The organism is Streptomyces sp. NRRL F-5727, assembly GCF_000719555.1.
Taxonomy (GTDB): domain Bacteria; phylum Actinomycetota; class Actinomycetes; order Streptomycetales; family Streptomycetaceae; genus Streptomyces.
Map to the genome: position 1 here is coordinate 19065 of NZ_JOGX01000019.1, position 16067 is coordinate 35131.

Below are 16067 nucleotides of genomic sequence, written 5' to 3' on the forward strand. Positions count from 1 at the left end.
GGCGTGAGGGAGCACCGCGAGGAGGGCAGGGGCCGGGTCCTTCGGGGCGCCGGGTCCCGGAGGCGTATGACGGAGGAACGGGGGCGCGCCCTGGGCGACGCCGAGGTCGTGCGGCTGGCGGAGGGGCTGCGGGCCCTGGAGTGGGTGCCGGCCGGGGACGGGGTGCCGCGGCGGGGGCTGTTCCGGCGCCGGCTGCTGGTGGTGCGGGCCGAGGGTGACTTCCTGGCGGCCGGGCTCGGGGCGGACGGCGCCGAACTGCACGGCCGCCACGGCACCGTCGAGAGCGTGGGGCTGCGGGTCGCGGAGACCGGCGGCGACTGGGCGGCGGGCGCGGACGTGTTCGCGCGGCTGACCGGTGCGCTGTCGGGGCCGCTCGGCGCCCCCACCGACCGTCGGCCCGGCGCGGACGCCGAGGTCCGGTGGGAGCGGCGGGACACGGCCCTCGTGCTGAGCCGGGTGTCCGGCTCGGTCCGGCTGACGCTGGCCTCCCGGGCCTGGCTGGCCGCCCAGGACGGACGCCACGCGACGGAGGAGGGCCGATGACCGGCTGGGACGGCTTCCAGGAGCGGCTGGCCGCGCAGTTGGCCACCCTGCCGGCCGGGGCGGTCGTCATCGTCTCCGAGACCGGCGCCGCCCCGCCGACGAAGACGGCGAAGGGCTCGCGGTACGCCCAGTTCCGCCAGGACCCCGAGTCGCTGTACGCGGAACTCTCCGGCGACCGGCACCTCGAAGGCGCCGCGCGGGCCGGCGACGAGGGCGGCCGGCTGCTCGTCGCGGCGGGCTGGCGCGCTCCGGACGCCGACGACCGCGTCGGCAACTGGTGCGCCGAACTCCCCTGGCCGTCCCCGTCCGTCGCCTACCGTCGGCTGGCGTCGATGGTGGTGACCGGACTGCACGTGGTCTTCCGCGTCCCCGCACCCTCCTCCCTGGCGTACACCGCCTGGGACGCGGAGGACGGCAACAGGCCGCTGGAGCTTCCCCTGCTGGGCCTGGCGCGGGAGGGCTGAACCCGCCGATCTCCCCAGCTCCCGAGCCCCGCACGGCCGTTGCCGCCCCTGAGCGAGCGGCCGTGCGCCCTTCTGCGCCAGGCGCGCCTCACGGTGGGACGACGACGGCGCGCGCTCGCCGAATCCGGTGAACAAGGGGGTCGGTATGTGGGCTCGGCACGTGCGCCGGGCACGTTCCCGCCAGCGGTTCTCGCCGTTGAGAGGGATGGGCATGACGAGCCACACCACCGAAGCCGTACTGGAAGACCTCCTCCACCGAGCGCTGCACGCCACGGGTACGGGCGGGCGCTGGACGACCGAGTCGGACGACATGTGGTGCCGGGTGGCACCCCGCTCCGGGGAGCAGCGCCCGCAGGGGTGGAAGCTGCACGTGTCCGCGACGGCCGGCTCCGCGCCGGCGGTCCTCGCGCGGTCCCTCGAGGTGCTGCTGCCGGACGCGTCGGGGTTCAAGTTCGCCCGCTCCCTGGAGCAGGTGAGCGCGCTCAACTCCCGTGCCACGCCCCGGGGAAGCTCCGGGAAGTTCGTCACCGTCTATCCGCGGTCGGACGCCGACGCGGCCCGGCTGGCGGCCGAGCTGCACCGGGCGACGGCGGGCCTGGCCGGACCGCGGATCCTGTCCGACCAGCAGTACGCCGTGAACAGCCTCGTGCACTACCGGTACGGCGCCTTCGTCGGCCGGCGCCGGCTGTCCGGCGACGGACTCCTCGTCTGGTACGTCGAGGACCCCGACGGGAATCCGGTCGAGGACCGGCGGACCGGCCGGTACACACCGCCGGAGTGGGCGGTCAGCCCGTTCCCCGCCCCGGCGGCGCCGGCCGCGCCGCGCCCCTCGGGGGCGGAGAGCCGTCCGCTGGTGCTCGGCGGCCGGTTCGCGGTGCGCGAGGCGATCCGGCACACCAACAAGGGCGGGGTCTACCGGGGCAGCGACGTCCGCACGGGCGCGCCGGTGGTCGTCAAGGAGACCCGGCCGCACGTGGAGGCGGACGCCTCCGGTTTCGACGTCCGCGACTGGCTGCGCGCCGAGGCCCGGGCGCTGGAGAAGCTCAGGGGCACGGGCCTCGCGCCGGAACCGCTCGCGCTGTTCGAGCACGGCGGGCACCTGTTCCTGGCCCAGGAGGAGGTGCCGGGCGTCCCGCTGCGCACCTGGGTCGCCGAGCACTTCCGCGACGTCGGCGGCGAGCGGTACCGGGCCGCCGCGACCGCGCAGGTCGGACGGCTGATCGAGCTGGTGGCCGCGGCCCACGCCCACGGGTGCGTGCTGCGGGACTTCACGCCGGGCAACGTAATGGTCCGCCCGGACGGCGAACTCCGCCTCATCGACCTGGAGCTCGCCGTCCTGGCCGAGGACGCCCCGCTCCCGACGCGGGTGGGCACGCCCGGCTTCAGCGCCCCCGAGCGGCTGGTGGACGCGCCGGTCTCCCCGACGGCCGACGCCTACAGCCTCGGCGCCACCGTGTGCTTCGTCCTGACGGGCAAGGTGCCCAACCTGCTGGCCGAGGAGCCGGCGGACCGGCCCGCGGAGGAGCGGCTGGCCGACTGGCTGACCGCCTGCACCGCCGTCGTACCACTTCCGGACGGCATGCGGGAGTTGATCCTCGGGCTCATGCGGGACGACCCGGCGGCACGCTGGGACCCGGCCCGCGCCCGCGAGGCCCTGGCGGCGGCGTGCCCGCCGAAGCCCGTCAGCGCCGCTGCCTCTGCCGCTGCCGACCGCGCTCCTTCCCGTCCCGACGACGCGATCGACGCCGCCGTCGCAGGGATCGTGCGTCACCTCGTCGACACCATGACGCCCGGCGACGACCGGCGGCTCTGGCCCGTCTCCACGCGGGCCGGCGAGACCGACCCCTGCACGGTGCAGCAGGGCGCGGCCGGTGTCCTGGCGGTGCTGACGCGGCACTTCGAGCTCACCGGCGATCCGCGGCTGCCGGCCACACTCGCCGCCGCCGGCCGCTGGATCGCCGACCGCACCGACCTCGGCTCCGCCCGTCCCGGCCTGCACTTCGGCGCGCGGGGCACCGCCTGGGCGCTGTACGAGGCCGGGCGGGTCCTCGGCGACCGGAAGCTGACCGACCACGCGCTGGCCCTGGCGCTGGCGCCGCAGGAGCCGACGCCCAGTCACGACATCACGCACGGCACGGCGGGCGGCGGGCTCGCCGCCGTCCACCTGTGGCGGCGCACCGGCGACCCGCGCCTCGCCGCCCTCGTCGCGGAGGCGGCCGACCGGCTGGCCGCCGCCGCGGACCGCGAGGGGCCGGGGGCGAGCTGGCCGGTCCCGGCGGAGGCCGTGCCGGAGGAGGCGGGCAAGCGGTATCTCGGCTTCGCCCACGGCACGTCCGGCATCGGCTGCTTCCTCCTCGCCGCCGCGTCCGTCACGGGTCGCGCGGACCACCGCGACCTGGCCGTGGCGGCCGGCGAGCACCTGGTGGCGCACGCCGTGGACGTGGGCGGCGCGGCGCAGTGGCCCGCGCAGACCGGGGACGTCCCCACGGCCCCGTACTGGTGCCACGGCTCGGCCGGCATCGGCTCGTTCCTGGTCCGGCTGTGGCGGGCGACCGGCGACGACCGGTACGGCGACCTCGCCCGCCGGTCGGCGCCGGCCGTCGTGGAGCGGGCCTCCCGCGCCGCGCTCACCCAGTGCCACGGCCTGGCCGGCAACGGCGACCTGCTCCTCGACCTGGCCGAGGCGACCGGCGATCCCGCCCACCGGGCGAGCGCCGAGGCCCTGGCCCGCCTCCTCGTCTCCGAAGGGTCCCGCCGCGGAGCCCATGTCGTCTTCCCCAACGAGTACGGGGACGTCTCGACGGGCTGGAGCGACGGGTCCGCCGGAATCCTGGCGTTCCTCATCCGGGTCCGCCACCCCACAGAGCCCCGGCACTGGATGGTCCAGCAGCCGGTCTGAGCGGCAGAAAGCCTGCCGCCGCCGCACAGAGAAGGAGAATGCCATGGAGAACCAGGACCTCGAACTGCTCGCCCGCCTGCACGCCCTTCCGGAGACCGACCCGGTCGGCGTCGACGGAGCGCCGTTCGCGGCGACGTGCGAGTGCGTCGGCCTGCTCACGCTCCTCAACACCGTCTGTATCGGTGTGAGCTGCGCGTAGCCCGTACCGCCTCCCCCGGCCGGCGGCTGTCCCGGGGCAGCCGCCGGCCGGGGGAGGCCCCGCACCGTCCGCACCGCCGGGCGGTGCGGACGGCCGGCCGGGCGCGCCGGAGAGCATCGCTCTCCCCTCCCGGCGCCCGCCGGCGCATCCCGCCGTCCACCGACGGCGACCCCCTCGACGAGGACCGGACCCATGCAGCTGCACGCCCGTGACCACGAGCCCGCCCGCACCGGCGTCCCCGACGCCGCTGCCGACCCGTCCGACCACGCCGAGACCGCGCCCGCCGCCATCAGCACCCGCGGGCTGGTCAAGAGCTACCCCGGCCCGGACGGCTCCCTCACCCACGCGGTGCGCGGCCTGGACCTGGACGTGCGCCGGGGCGAGACCTTCGCCTTCCTCGGCCCCAACGGCGCCGGCAAGTCCACCACCATCGCGATGCTGTGCGCCCTCGCCCGCCCGACCTCGGGCCGCGCCGTCGTGGCGGGTGCCGACGTCGTGACCGAGCCCGAGCGGGTACGGCGCCGGGTCGGCCTGCTGTTCCAGCACAGCGCCCTCGACCCGGACCTGACGGCCGAGCAGAACCTCCGCGTCCACGCCCGCCTGTACGGGCTCCGCCGCGCCGACGTCCGCCGGCGTACCGCCGAGGTGCTCGACCTGGCTGGCCTGGCCGACCGGCGGCGCTCTCCCGTCCGCACCCTGTCGGGGGGCATGCGGCGCCGCCTGGAGATCGCCCGGCAGCTGCTGCACGAGCCCGGCGTGCTGTTCCTGGACGAGCCGACGACGGGGCTCGACCCGCACGCGCGGGCCCAGATCTGGGAGCATCTGCGGGCGCTGCGCGACCGGCAGGGCAGCACGCTCTTCGTCACCACCCACTATCTGGAGGAGGCGGAGCACTGCGACCGTCTCGCGATCATCGACCGGGGGCGGCTGGTGGCGCGGGGGACGCCGTCGGAGGTGAAGGCGGCGATCGGGGACGACCGGGTGGTGCTGCGCACGAGCGACGACGCGGCGGCCCGCCGGGTCGCCCTGCTGCTGGTGCCTCCGGAGCGGACGGTCCACGTGGACGCGGACGGCGTCTGGCTGCGGGTGCCCGACGGGAGCGCCTGGATTCCGCGTCTGTGCGCGGCGCTGGAGGTCCACGGCGTCGCCGTGCACGCCGCCTCCGCGACCCCGCCCACCCTCGACGACGTCTTCTTCCACCACACCGGCCGCAGCATGGCCGGCCCGGCGGGGACGGGAGGCGGCCGATGACGACGCTCACCCTGCCGGGCCGGGGCGACGCCGTGCCGGCCCCGGCGTCCCGCCTCCGGCGCGAGCTGCGCGCGGTGCACGCCCTGGTCCATCGCGATCTGCTGAGGCTCGCCCGGCAGCGCGTCCCCACCGCGCTGATGCTGCTGCACCCGGTGCTGTACCTGTTCATCCTGGGCGGCGGTCTCGCCGCGCTGATCCCGGCCGGGTCGCTGGGGGTCGGCTACCGGACGTACCTCTTCCCCGGCATGCTGATGATGACCGTGCAGACCCCGGCCATCATGGTCGGCATCCGCCTGATCACCGACCGTCAGAGCGGCTACCTCCGCGAGCTCCTGATGGCCCCCGTCGGTCGCACCACCCTGCTGCTCGGCAGCTGCGCCGGCGGCACCCTGGTGGCGACGGTCCAGGGCGCGGTCCTCCTCGCCCTGGCCGGTACGGTCGGCCTGCCGTACGACCCGGTCCTGCTGGCGCTGCTGCTCGGCGGCATGGTCCTCGCCTCGTTCACCCTCACCGCGCTGTCCCTGGCGCTGGCGGTGGGCCTGCGCAGCCCCGAGACGTTCCACACGCTGCTCGGCCTGGTGATGATGCCGCTGCTCTTCCTCTCCGGCGGCTTCTTCCCCCTCGCGTCCCTGCCCGGCTGGGCGCAGACGCTGACCGCCGTGAACCCGCTCGCGTACGCCGTGGACATCCTGCGCCGCTCCATCGCCCTCCGCGTCCCCGGCCAGGCCCCCGGCACCACCGTCGCGTGGGCCGGCCACCAGCCGCCCCTCCTCCTGGAAGCGGCCCTCCTCCTGACCGCCGGAGCGCTCGCCCTCCTCTGGGCGTCGCGGCGCTTCGGCCGCCCGGAGTAGCCGGCTCAGGCGTACCGCCGCGCGAGCGTCCGGACCGTGGCCGCGACGCGGTCGCGCAGCTCCCGGGGGGCGAGGACCTCCACTTCGGTGCCGAGGGCGAGGAGGGTGGCGTGGGCGTGGTCGGGGGTCTCCACGGGGAGGGTGGCGCGGGTCCAGCCGTCGGGTTCGGGGACGCCGGTGTCGGCCACGGCGCGGGCGGCGGCGCCGGTCAGGCGGGCGGCGCCCTCGGGGGAGATACGGACGACGGCCTCGCCCTGGTGGAGGCGGGCGTGAAACTCCCGCTGGCTCTCCCGCCAGTGCGCGGCCAGGTCGAAGCCGGGCGGGGCGGTCGCCTCCTCGTCGGTGACGGTGAGGGAGATGATCTGGTCGACCCGGTACGTGCGCGGGCCGGGCCCGGCGACCAGGTACCAGCGGCCGGCCTTGAGCACCAGGCCGTACGGTGCGAGCCGGCGGTCGACCTCGGCCGGCTCCTGCCAGCGCCGGTAGCGGACGGCGAGCACCCGTCCGGCGCGGACGGCCTCGGCGACCTGCGGCAGGAACGGGGCCTCGGTGGACTCCGCGTACCAGCCGGGCGCGTCGATGTGGAAGCGGGTGCGGAGCCGGTCGACGTGCTCGCGCAGCGGGGCGGGCAGGGCGGCGCGCAGTTTCAGCTGGGCGTCGGCGAAGTGGCCGCCGAGGCCGAGTTCGTCGGCGGCGACGGGCAGTCCGGCGAGGACCAGCGCCTCGGCCTCGCGCGCGTACAGGCCGGTGAGCCGCGAGCGGTGGCCGGCGAGCAGCTGGTAGCCGCCGCGGTGTCCGGCGTCGCCGTAGAGCGGCACTCCGGCGGCGTGCAGCGACTCGACGTCCCGGTAGACGGTGCGGACGGAGACCTCCAGCTCCGCGGCGAGCTCGGCGGCGGTCATCCGCCCGCGGGTCTCCAGGAGCAGCAGGATCGACAGAAGACGGCTGGACTTCACTGACACACCGTGTCAGTGAAGTCCTCGTACGGTCCAGCCATGGCTTTCACGGAGAAGATCCTCACCGTGCCGGAGCCCGTCGGGATCGGCGGCCGGCACGTCAAGCGCTGTCACGTCACGTCCGACCAGGCCGGCATCGAACCGGAGGTGGCGAAGGCGGCGTACGCCCTGCTCCCCGAGCTGCTTCCGGAGCCGGACGGCACGCCGGCCGCGGGTTTCGCCGTCCTGCACCGGGGCACCGACCTGCCGGGCCGTCTCGCGGACTCGCTGCGCACCGGGACGACGGCGACGAGCGCCGGGAGCGGGGGTCCGGCCGCATGACCGTCCACGGCTTCGGTTTCCTCGTCGGCGAGTGGACCGTGCGCAACCGCGCCCTCACCGACTTCCTCGACCCGTCCTCCGGCTGGGAGGAGTTCGACGGCCACACCTCCGGCCGCCTCTTCTGGGACGGCCGCGCCCACGTCGACGAGATCGTCTTCCCGTCGAAGGGCTTCAGCGGCCTGACCCTGCGTCTGTACGAGCCGGACACCGGCGAGTGGACGCTCAACTGGTCGAGCACCCGCACCGGCCGCCTGCTGCCGCCGGTCCGGGGGCGGTTCTCGGCGGACGGGGGCACGGGCGAGTTCCACGGCGACGACCACCACGGCGACACGCCGGTCCGCGTGCGGTTCCGCTGGTCGGGGATCACGGCGGGGACGGCCCGCTGGGAGCAGGCGTTCGCCCCCGCCGGGACGGAGGAGTGGGTGGTGAACTGGGTGATGGACTTCCGCCGCGCGGGCGCCGCCGACGCCGGCCCGACGGCCGGCCGGTAGGGAGGGACGCGGCGCCTCGCCCTCCCTCCGCCAGGGGTGCCCGCGGCGGCCGGCTCCGGTCTACCGGAAGGCCGGGAGGTTGCGTGCCACCCACGCGCCGAAGGGGGCGGCCGGCCGGCCGAGGACCGACTCCACGTCGGGGCTGACCTTCTGCTCCTCCGGGAGGGGGAGGCCGAGGACGTCCAGGGTGCCGGTGACGACGTCCTCCGGCATGAAGGTCGCGAGGTGGGCGTGGGCGTCGGCGCGGGACAGCTCCACGAACGCGACCTCCTCCCCCAGGGCCTCCGCGAGGACCTCGGTCTGCCGGCGCGGGCTGATCGCCTCGGGTCCGGTCAGCTCGTACGTACGGCCCGCGTGCCCGTCCTCGCGCAGCGCGGCCGCCGCGACCGCGGCGATGTCCGCCGGGTCGACGACCGGCAGGGCCACGTCGGCGAAGGGGGCGAGGACCGTACGCCGGGCGCGGACCGTCTCGGCCCAGGCGAAGGCGTTGGAGGCGAAGCCGCCGGGGCGCAGGACGGTGACGTCCCGCCCGGTGGCGCGGACGGCGGCCTCGAACGCGCGCAGGCGGGCGTGCGAGGCGGCCTCCGGGCGGGTGGCGCTGACCTGCGACGAGACCAGGACGATCCGCTCGACGCCGGAGTCCTCGACGCTGTCGAGGAGGACGGCCGGGTCCTCGCCGTGGCTGTTGAGCTCGCCGCCCACGAGGAGGAAGAGGGCGCGGGCCCCGTCGAGGCCGGACCGCAGTCCGTCCGGGGTGCCCATGTCGGCCTGGACCCACCGGACTCCGGCGGCGGGCTCCACGGGCCGCGGCCGGCGCGAGACGGCGACGACCTCCTCGCCCGCGCCGGTCAGCAGCTCCACCAGCGTCCGGCCGATGTTGCCGGTCGCACCCGTGACAGTGATCATCTCGAACCCCCGAAGTAAGTGAGTTAGTTGACTGACTGACTGAACGGGACGACCGTAGCACGCCCCCACCCCGGGCTGTCTATAGTGAGTCGGGTGACCAACTCAGTGAACCGGCGGGAGCTGGCGTCCCAGAAGCGGCGACGGCTGACGGCCGCGGCGGCGAAGGTCCTGCACGAGCAGGGAGTCGAGCGCACCACGCTCGCCGACATCGCGCGCGAGGCGGACGTCCCCGTGGGGAACGTCTACTACTACTTCAAGACCAAGGACGAACTGGTCCGGGCCGCGCTCGCCGAGCACTCGGCCCACCTGGACGAACTCGCCGTACACCTCGACGCGTTGACGGACCCGCGCGAGCGCCTCAAGGCGCTGATCGAGGGGTGGATCGCCCAGCGCGACACGGCCGCGCGCTACGGCTGCCCGACCGGCACGCTCGCCGTCGAGCTCGACAAGCGCGCCGACGGAACCCTCGACGCCGAGGCCGGCGCGGTCATCCGCCGCCTCCTCGACTGGGCCGCGCACCAGTTCCGCGCGCTGGGCCTCCCCGACCCCGACGGCCTGGCCCTCACCCTCGTCTCCGGCTACCAGGGCATGTCCCTCATGGCCAACGCCCTCCGCGACCCGGAGATCATGACCCGCGAGGGCAACCGCCTCCTCGACTGGCTCGACTCCCTCCCGACGACTCCGGACACACAGGAACGGAACCCGTCATGACGGCCGGCCAGAGTCCCGGCACCGCCGACACCCTGCCCCCGGACGGCTCCTTCGCAGCCACCTGGCTCCGGGGCGGGTCACCGGTCCCGGTGCCGGCGACCTGACCGGTCGGCCCTCGCCGGCGCGGGCGTCGCCGCAGAAGAGGTACGCACCTCCGGCGCCGCCGCCGGCGAAGCCTTCCAGCTCCGCCCCGGAGGCCGGCCGGACGTCCTCGACGTGGTCGACCCGGTCCAGATCGACCATTCCCGGCCAGGCCGGGAATCCAGCGGCTTCCTCGCTCTCGCGCACGGCGGTGATCAGCGATCGCGTGCGGGCGCCGCACCCGGGGCCCCGGCGTCGGGTCAGGCCGTGGGCAGGGTGCGGGTGAGGAGGGACAGGAGGCGGGTCCAGTGGAGGTGGAGGCCGGCGGGGTGGAGGGCGTCGGTGTCGGACATGGTGAAGCCGTGGACCGTGCCGGGGTAGGTCTCGACGGTGTGGCGGACGCCCGCCGCGGCGAGGGCCGCTTCGAGGGTGGCGAGTTCCTCGGGGGTCATGTCGTTGCCGGAGAGGCCGAGGTGCACCTCGGCGCTGAGGGTGGCGACGAGGCGGTGCGGGCTGTCGGGCTCGTCGGTGACGAGGAAGCCGGGGTGGAAGCCGGCGACGGCGGCGACCGTGTCGGGGTGGGCCGCCCCGGCCCGCAGGGCCAGCGCGCCGCCGATGCAGTAGCCGATCACGCCCACCGGTCCGGGACGGGTCTCGGGCCGGCCGGTGAGGAACGCGAGGTACGCCTCGGCGTCGGTGAGGATGCGCTCGCCGACCAGCACCTCCTCCAGGAACGGCATCAGTCGCTCGATGACCGCGGGCCGGAGCTCCGCGCTGATGTGCGCGGGCAGTTCGACCACGGGAGCGGGCCCGGTCCGGTAGTACAGGTTCGGGACGAGGACGTGGTAGCCGTGGGCGGCGAGGTCGAGGGCTCGCCGCTCCAGCTCGGGGCGCAGGCCGAAGGCATCGCTGTAGAGCAGCACGCCGGGGTGGCGCTCGCCGTCGTCGGGGCGGGCGGCGAAGGCGTCGGCCTCGCCGTCGGGGGTGGGGATGCGCAGGGTGGTGGATGAGAGGGCGGGAATGACGGGTGTTCCTTCCTGTTCGCGGCCACGGCCGACGTCGGCGTTAGTGGCACTAACGAAACTATGGCGTTAGTGCCACTAACGCAATGGATAGGATCCCGCCATGACCAGGCCAGAAACACACGACAGCTCCCCCGATCGGCTCCGGCGGCGGGCGAGTCGGCTGCTGTCGCAGCTCACCACCCGTTCGGACCGTCTGGTCGGCGAGGGACTGGCCGGGGCCGACGCGCGCAAGTGGCACTACGCCGTGCTCGCCTCCCTGGCGGACGGCGGTCCGGCCAGCCAGGCGACGCTGAGCCGGCGCACCGGCATCTACCGCAGCGACATGGTCCGCGTCCTCGACGAACTGACCGACCGCCGCCTCGTCGACCGGTCGCCCGACCCCGCCGACCAGCGCCGCAACATCGTCACGCTCTCCCCCGAGGGCAGCCGCCGGCTGCGCCGCCTCGACGAGGTCCTCGACGACGTCCACGAGGTCCTTCTCGCCCCGCTGGACCAGGACGAGCGGGACCAGTTCCTCCGGCTCCTCACCCGCCTGGTGGACCACCACACGGAGCCCGGCCCCCTCGCGTGACGCACCCGTCCGGCCGGGCCCGTCGCGTACGCCGGCGGGGGTGCCATCGCCTGGTCGCGGCACACGCGTACGGCCCCCGGTGACCTACGCTGGCGGCGTGATCGCCAAACTGCAGTGTGTGGTGCTGGACTGTCCGGACGCCGGGGAGCTCGCCCGGTTCTACGGGGCCCTGCTCGGTGGCGAGGTGAACCGCCCCGATCCCCGCTGGTCGCTCGACGACGACTGGTCGACGCTGCACACCGACGGCGGGCTGGTGCTGGCCTTCCAGCGGGTGGCCGATCACCGCCCGCCGCGCTGGCCGGACCCGGCCCGCCCCCAGCAGTTCCACCTGGACCTGGGTGTCGAGGACCTCGACAGCGCCCAGGAACAGGCGCTCGCGCTGGGCGCCACCCTGCTCGACGGCGGTGACGGGCAGCGCAGTTGGCGCGTCTTCGCCGACCCGGCGGGCCACCCCTTCTGCCTGGTCCGGGACTGAGACCCGGGGGGCCGCCCGTCTGTTCCGTTCACGGGGCGGCGGCCCGCTCGACCAGCTCGCCCAGCGCGGCGGCGGACCCGGGGGCCAGGCGGTAGAAGCCCTGGAGGCTGATGGACCTCTCCAGGCGACCGTCGACCACGTACTTCGCCTGTCGGGTCCGGCCGCGGCGATTGCGCCACGTCAGCACGGTCAGCAGCTCGCCCGGTATCGGCACGTCGAAGCGGACGGGCGTCGCGTCCACGTGGACCGCCGTCGCCCCGCAGCCGTGGGCACCGAGCATCGCCCAGTCCTCGTGGCCGGGGTGGGACGGGTCGCCCCAGGCCGCCGGCTCCGCGCCACAGCACGCGCTCCGCTCCGTGTCGAGGACCCGCATCCGGGAGACGACGAACACCTCCCGCTGACGCACGTGCAGCGCGTACACGTCGTCCCCGGTCTTCGCCCCCGCCCAGGACGGCAGGGACTGGTGCACTCCGGAGAAGGCGACGGGCGGCCGGCGGCCCACGCGCCCGGCCGTGCGCAGCGCACGGCAGGTGTCGTGGGTCCACAGGACGGTGTAGGCGTCGGTCATGCGGCGATCGTAGGGACCGGCACTGACAACGGGCCTCCGAGGACGGCACGTTCACGGAGGCGACCGCCAGCCCGTGACGAGTTCTCGCCAGGGAGGCGAGGGTTCCGCATGTGCGGGGCGGGACGCGGGGAGCCATGCAGTGCCCCTTGTCGACCACCCGCCCCCGCTCGCCCGTTCGCCGCCTGCACCGTGAGGAGCCGCCATGGCCGTGCCACCCCTCCCCGACGATCCGGTCCTCACCGCCGACTTCGGGTCGCCCGCGCAGTGGGTCGCCGGGCGGTCGTGGGCCTATCCCGACGGCGGTCCCGTCAATCCGCTCGACAACAAGCTCGACCACCTGGTGGAGGATCCCGCGTACAGCCGCTCCGGGGTCTTCCGTGCGACCCGGCGCCCGGACGGGTTGTGGGACAGCGGCCTGCTCACCACGGAGGGGAGCGCCGAGGGCTTCGAGGTGCGGACCGGTGACGTCCTGGAAGCGCGGGTCCGGCTGCCGGAGGAGACGGGCGCCTGGCCGGCGATCTGGACCTGGCGCGACGGCGGCCAGGAGGTCGACGTCTTCGAGTACCACCCGGACAACCCGGACCTGCTCGAACTCTCCAACCGGGTACGGGGCGCCCACCGCTACTACCGCTCCCCCGCCGTGCGTCCCGGCGGCTGGGTGGACCTGCGGACCGAGTTCGGGGCGCGGTCCGTGCGGTGGTGGGTGAACGGCTCCGAGGTGTTCGCCGACGGGCGGGGGGTCGGGCGGTCCTGGCACGCCTGCCTGATCGTCAACCTCTCGGTGTGCGCGGGCCGTTACCACCCGGCGCCCGATCCCGCGACGGACGAGATGTCCTTCGAGGTGTCCGGCCTGCGCGTCTTCCGCCCCGGCTGATCCCAGTCACCGGCGCGGGTCCGCCGGCGCGGGTCCGCCGCTGTGGGTCCGCCGCTGTGGGTCCGCCGGTGCGGTCAGAGGTCGAACTCGATGTGTTCGACGTCGATCATGCGGACCTCCTCCAGGCTCGCCGCGCGGGTCCCGCGCTGCTGGAAGTAGACGTCCTTCAGGGCGTCTTCGACCGCCCTGCGCATCTCCTGCTCGCCACGCTCCTGCGCGGCGAAGATCCGCTCGGCGTGCTGCGGCGGCAGCGCGAGGGTGAGGTGGCGTTCGCGGGCCTCGTCCGTGGTGCCGGCGGGCGCGTCGTAGCCGAGGCTGGCGCGGACGTCGATCATCAGGCCGGCCGTGGTGCCGGCCGTCCTCCGCGCCTGCGCCTTCACCCTCGGCTGCCAGCGCCTGCGCGTCTCCTCCCGCATCCGGGCGGCCAGCTCCGGCCGGGGCCGCTTGATCTCGCCCTTCACATACCGCTCGACCGTGCGCTGGGAGATCCCCAGCAGCCGGGCGACCGCCCCGGTGCCCTTGAGGCGCTTCACCAGGAACCGCATCTGCGCTCCGGCCGACTGCGGCGGCTTACGGGTCATCGCCTTGTCCAGGACCCGGTCCAGACCCTCGCCGACCGACCTCACCGCCATGCTGCCACTCTCCTGTCTTTCCGCCGGTGCCGTCGCCGGTCTCGATGGTGATGCCGTGTCCCCGTCACCACGGGGGTGCCGCCGGCCGCGGCTACGCGATGTAGCGGGCCAGGTTGAGCAGCGGGTCGCCGGTCTCCTCGCGGAGTTGCTCGGCCCAGAGCGGGGTCCTGGTCCCCTGGTGCTTGACCATGCCCGGGGAGACCCCGATGCGGAACGAGCCCGGCACCGTCTTGCCGTCGGGCGTGTACGGCAGGACGTCGAGCGGGGAGGGGCCGTCGGCGGCGTACACCGCGCAGTCGGACAGGACCGCGATGGGGTAGCTGCCGGTGGCGGCGGCGAGCGCGACCATCTTGCGGTGCATGCCGATCCGCGCCCGGGAGATGACGACGGCGCGGATGTCCGGCCGCCAGGTCGGCCGGGCGAGCGCGGTCCACGGCAGTCCGGGCCGCCATCCGCCGCCGCGCGCCTTCTCCTGGAGCTTGCCGATGCCGCCCTTGACGGTGTTCTTGATCGCGTCGAGGACGATCGCCGCCTCGGGGTCGCGCTCCTTGTACCGCTCCATCGCCCTCAGGTAGTCGGCGGCGGGCAGTCCGTCGCCGACACCGAGGTCCGCCATCGTCGCCACGTACGCGTCCCGCAGGCGCTTGTACCAGCCGTCCAGGTAGCGTCCCGCCTCCGGGCGCAGCCAGCCCTCCAGGGGGGCGACGTCGTAGCCGAGTTCGACGGCGTAGGCGACGGTCGGGGTGGCGTACCAGGCCGGTCCGGTGGGGGTCTCGCCGGTCGGCGTGAAGGGGCTGGGCAGCAGGTCACCGCGGAGCCGCGTCCACTCCTTGCCGACCCGGACGCGGGAGAGGTCCACGTGGGACAGGTCGACCAGCCACGCGCCCGGCACCTTCGGGTCGAAGACGGGCGAGGCGGTGTGGACGGGCGGTGCGGCGAGGCCGACGACGGCGCCGTTCGCGGCGGCGCCGAACGCCATGTTGACGTCGATGCCGACCAGGTGCGGCTTCAGGCACTCCTCGTCGGTCAGCTCCCGCGCCCAGTCGTACGCCTCCTCCAGGATCCGCTCCCCCGGCCCCCGTACGTGGAAGCGGGGCAGGTCCGCGAGGACCGGGTGGCCGTCGACCGCCTCGCAGGGCGGCGGGTCCATCGGGTCCTTGCCGAGCGAGCCGGGGCGGTGGACGCTGTGCCGGCGCCCCTCGGCGTCCGGTTCGGAGGCGCGGGTCGGCGGGTGCAGCGCGGTCATCAGCTCCAGTCCGGTGACGGCCGTCGAACCGCGGGGGGTCATCACCCGGGACGCGTACAGCCCGAGGACGCGGGCGAGTTCGGCCGGCGGCAGGTCGGCGGCGGCGCCCCAGGAGCGGGTGTCGAGCGCCCGCCACGACGGGATGCACAACTGCACGCAGACGCGGCGGCCACCCTGGGCGGGCCGGTAGATCCGGGCCCACGGGCCGAAGCCGCGCCGGGTCAGCCGCCAGTCGGCCCGCTCGACCTCCTCGACGGCGGGGTGGCCGGCGGGGAGGCGGCCCGCGACCCGCTCGTCGTCGGTGAGTTCGACCGGCAGGCCGTACCGCTCCAGGGCGGCGGGGGTCAGCACGAGCAGCGGGTCCGCGTCCCAGCCGGAGCCGTCCAGCCGCGGCGCGCCCAGGCGCGCCTCGGTCAGCGCCCACTCGACGAGCTCGGGCAGCGATCGCGCGGGGACGTCGAGGACGAGACCGCCGACGCAGTAGGCGGACATGCCGCCCGCGCCGTCGGGATCGGCGTCGGCGTCGACGACGGCGAGCGGGCCGTTGGCGAAGCGGGAGTCGTCGTCGTACGGAGCGGGCTTGGCGACGCGCCTGACCCTGGCCGCGCCTGCGCGTGCGACGGCCTTCACCGGTTCCGGTGCCGGCGTCGGTTCCGGTTCCGGTTCCGGCGCGGGCTCCGGCGCGGGCTCCGGCTCCGGCTCCGGTTGAAGCTCAAGCTCAAGCTCCGGTGTCGCGTGGGCGTCTCCCTTCGCCGCCGGGTAGCGCTCCGCCCATCCCTCCAGCAGAGCCAGGTACGGCGCGCGGCGGGGCGGGCGGGGCTCGCTGCGCCCGGCCTCCCAGTTCTTGATCGTCTGCGGGGTGGTGTCCAGGGCGCGGGCCAGCGCGGCCTGGGTGACACCCGCCGCCTCGCGCAGCCGGGCGCGCTCGGCGGGCGCGGGGAACCGCGGACCGCCCGCCAGCAGCGCCTCGACGGCCTTGAACAGGTCCTCTTCCTTGGACACG

The 16067-nt window shown here is 75.3% G+C and carries 18 protein-coding genes; 12 read left to right on the forward strand and 6 right to left on the reverse strand.

The features are described 5' to 3' along the window. Nucleotides 1–66 precede the first annotated feature (66 nt). The 6 genes from IF73_RS38650 to IF73_RS0115690 all read left to right on the forward strand — a co-directional run bounded on the left by IF73_RS38650 (nt 67) and on the right by IF73_RS0115690 (nt 6207). Nucleotides 67–543, forward strand: coding sequence for a DUF6301 family protein (locus tag IF73_RS38650; RefSeq protein ID WP_051716823.1), 477 nt, complete (start codon nt 67–69; stop codon nt 541–543). Further along, nucleotides 540–1007: a TY-Chap domain-containing protein gene (locus IF73_RS0115670; RefSeq protein WP_031008058.1), complete on the forward strand. Its 468-nt coding sequence runs from the start codon at nt 540–542 to the stop codon at nt 1005–1007. The genes IF73_RS38650 and IF73_RS0115670 overlap by 4 nt, the downstream gene beginning before the upstream one ends. 211 nt (nt 1008–1218) lie before the next feature. Beyond that, on the forward strand, nt 1219–3906 hold the full coding sequence (gene lanL, locus IF73_RS0115675) for a class IV lanthionine synthetase LanL (protein WP_031008060.1): 2688 nt from the start codon (nt 1219–1221) through the stop codon (nt 3904–3906). Nucleotides 3907–3949: 43 nt separating this feature from the next. Continuing rightward, nucleotides 3950–4105: a VenA family class IV lanthipeptide gene (locus IF73_RS41440; RefSeq protein ID WP_167352188.1), complete on the forward strand. Its 156-nt coding sequence runs from the start codon at nt 3950–3952 to the stop codon at nt 4103–4105. A gap of 192 nt (nt 4106–4297) precedes the next feature. Continuing rightward, on the forward strand, nt 4298–5356 hold the full coding sequence (locus IF73_RS0115685) for a daunorubicin resistance protein DrrA family ABC transporter ATP-binding protein (RefSeq protein WP_031008062.1): 1059 nt from the start codon (nt 4298–4300) through the stop codon (nt 5354–5356). Beyond that, complete coding sequence (locus IF73_RS0115690) at nt 5353–6207, forward strand: ABC transporter permease (protein ID WP_031008065.1); 855 nt, start codon at nt 5353–5355, stop codon at nt 6205–6207. Before IF73_RS0115685 ends, IF73_RS0115690 begins: the two co-directional genes overlap by 4 nt. 5 nt (nt 6208–6212) lie before the next feature. On the opposite strand, the gene IF73_RS0115695 is transcribed toward IF73_RS0115690, so the two are convergent. Then, nucleotides 6213–7163 (reverse strand): helix-turn-helix transcriptional regulator, encoded by a 951-nt coding sequence (locus IF73_RS0115695; protein WP_031008067.1) that lies wholly within the window; start codon nt 7161–7163, stop codon nt 6213–6215. A gap of 39 nt (nt 7164–7202) precedes the next feature. Here IF73_RS0115695 and IF73_RS0115700 point away from each other — a divergent pair, with 39 nt between their 5' ends. After that, nucleotides 7203–7484 (forward strand): hypothetical protein, encoded by a 282-nt coding sequence (locus IF73_RS0115700; RefSeq protein ID WP_234338244.1) that lies wholly within the window; start codon nt 7203–7205, stop codon nt 7482–7484. Beyond that, nucleotides 7481–7975, forward strand: coding sequence for a hypothetical protein (locus tag IF73_RS0115705; protein ID WP_031008070.1), 495 nt, complete (start codon nt 7481–7483; stop codon nt 7973–7975). The genes IF73_RS0115700 and IF73_RS0115705 overlap by 4 nt, the downstream gene beginning before the upstream one ends. 60 nt (nt 7976–8035) lie before the next feature. Here IF73_RS0115705 and IF73_RS0115710 read toward each other — a convergent pair whose 3' ends face one another. Beyond that, nucleotides 8036–8881 (reverse strand): SDR family oxidoreductase, encoded by an 846-nt coding sequence (locus IF73_RS0115710; RefSeq protein ID WP_031008073.1) that lies wholly within the window; start codon nt 8879–8881, stop codon nt 8036–8038. 93 nt (nt 8882–8974) lie between these two features. Between IF73_RS0115710 and IF73_RS0115715 the strand changes: the two genes are divergently transcribed. Further along, complete coding sequence (locus tag IF73_RS0115715) at nt 8975–9592, forward strand: TetR/AcrR family transcriptional regulator (RefSeq protein WP_031008075.1); 618 nt, start codon at nt 8975–8977, stop codon at nt 9590–9592. Nucleotides 9593–9933: 341 nt separating this feature from the next. On the opposite strand, the gene IF73_RS0115725 is transcribed toward IF73_RS0115715, so the two are convergent. Next, nucleotides 9934–10671, reverse strand: coding sequence for a dienelactone hydrolase family protein (locus IF73_RS0115725; RefSeq protein WP_199806660.1), 738 nt, complete (start codon nt 10669–10671; stop codon nt 9934–9936). Between the two features lie 127 nt (nt 10672–10798). Here IF73_RS0115725 and IF73_RS0115730 point away from each other — a divergent pair, with 127 nt between their 5' ends. Further along, nucleotides 10799–11269 carry a MarR family winged helix-turn-helix transcriptional regulator gene (locus IF73_RS0115730; RefSeq protein ID WP_031008080.1) on the forward strand — a complete coding sequence of 157 codons (471 nt, stop codon included), beginning with the start codon at nt 10799–10801 and terminating at the stop codon, nt 11267–11269. Between the two features lie 97 nt (nt 11270–11366). After that, a complete protein-coding gene (locus IF73_RS0115735; RefSeq protein WP_031008082.1) occupies nt 11367–11744 on the forward strand; it encodes a VOC family protein in 378 nt (125 codons plus the stop codon). Between the two features lie 28 nt (nt 11745–11772). Here the strand turns inward: IF73_RS0115735 and IF73_RS0115740 are convergent, their stop codons facing one another. Further along, complete coding sequence (locus tag IF73_RS0115740) at nt 11773–12312, reverse strand: hypothetical protein (RefSeq protein ID WP_031008084.1); 540 nt, start codon at nt 12310–12312, stop codon at nt 11773–11775. Between the two features lie 202 nt (nt 12313–12514). Here IF73_RS0115740 and IF73_RS0115745 point away from each other — a divergent pair, with 202 nt between their 5' ends. Continuing rightward, nucleotides 12515–13186 (forward strand): beta-glucanase, encoded by a 672-nt coding sequence (locus tag IF73_RS0115745; RefSeq protein ID WP_031008085.1) that lies wholly within the window; start codon nt 12515–12517, stop codon nt 13184–13186. Between the two features lie 74 nt (nt 13187–13260). Here IF73_RS0115745 and tpg read toward each other — a convergent pair whose 3' ends face one another. Together tpg and tap are read right to left on the reverse strand one after the other, a co-directional pair. Continuing rightward, nucleotides 13261–13812 carry a telomere-protecting terminal protein Tpg gene (tpg, locus tag IF73_RS0115750; protein WP_107049261.1) on the reverse strand — a complete coding sequence of 184 codons (552 nt, stop codon included), beginning with the start codon at nt 13810–13812 and terminating at the stop codon, nt 13261–13263. A gap of 97 nt (nt 13813–13909) precedes the next feature. After that, entirely contained in the window at nt 13910–16066 is a 2157-nt protein-coding gene (tap, locus tag IF73_RS0115755; RefSeq protein WP_031008089.1) for a telomere-associated protein Tap, read from the reverse strand. Nucleotide 16067 lies beyond the last annotated feature (1 nt).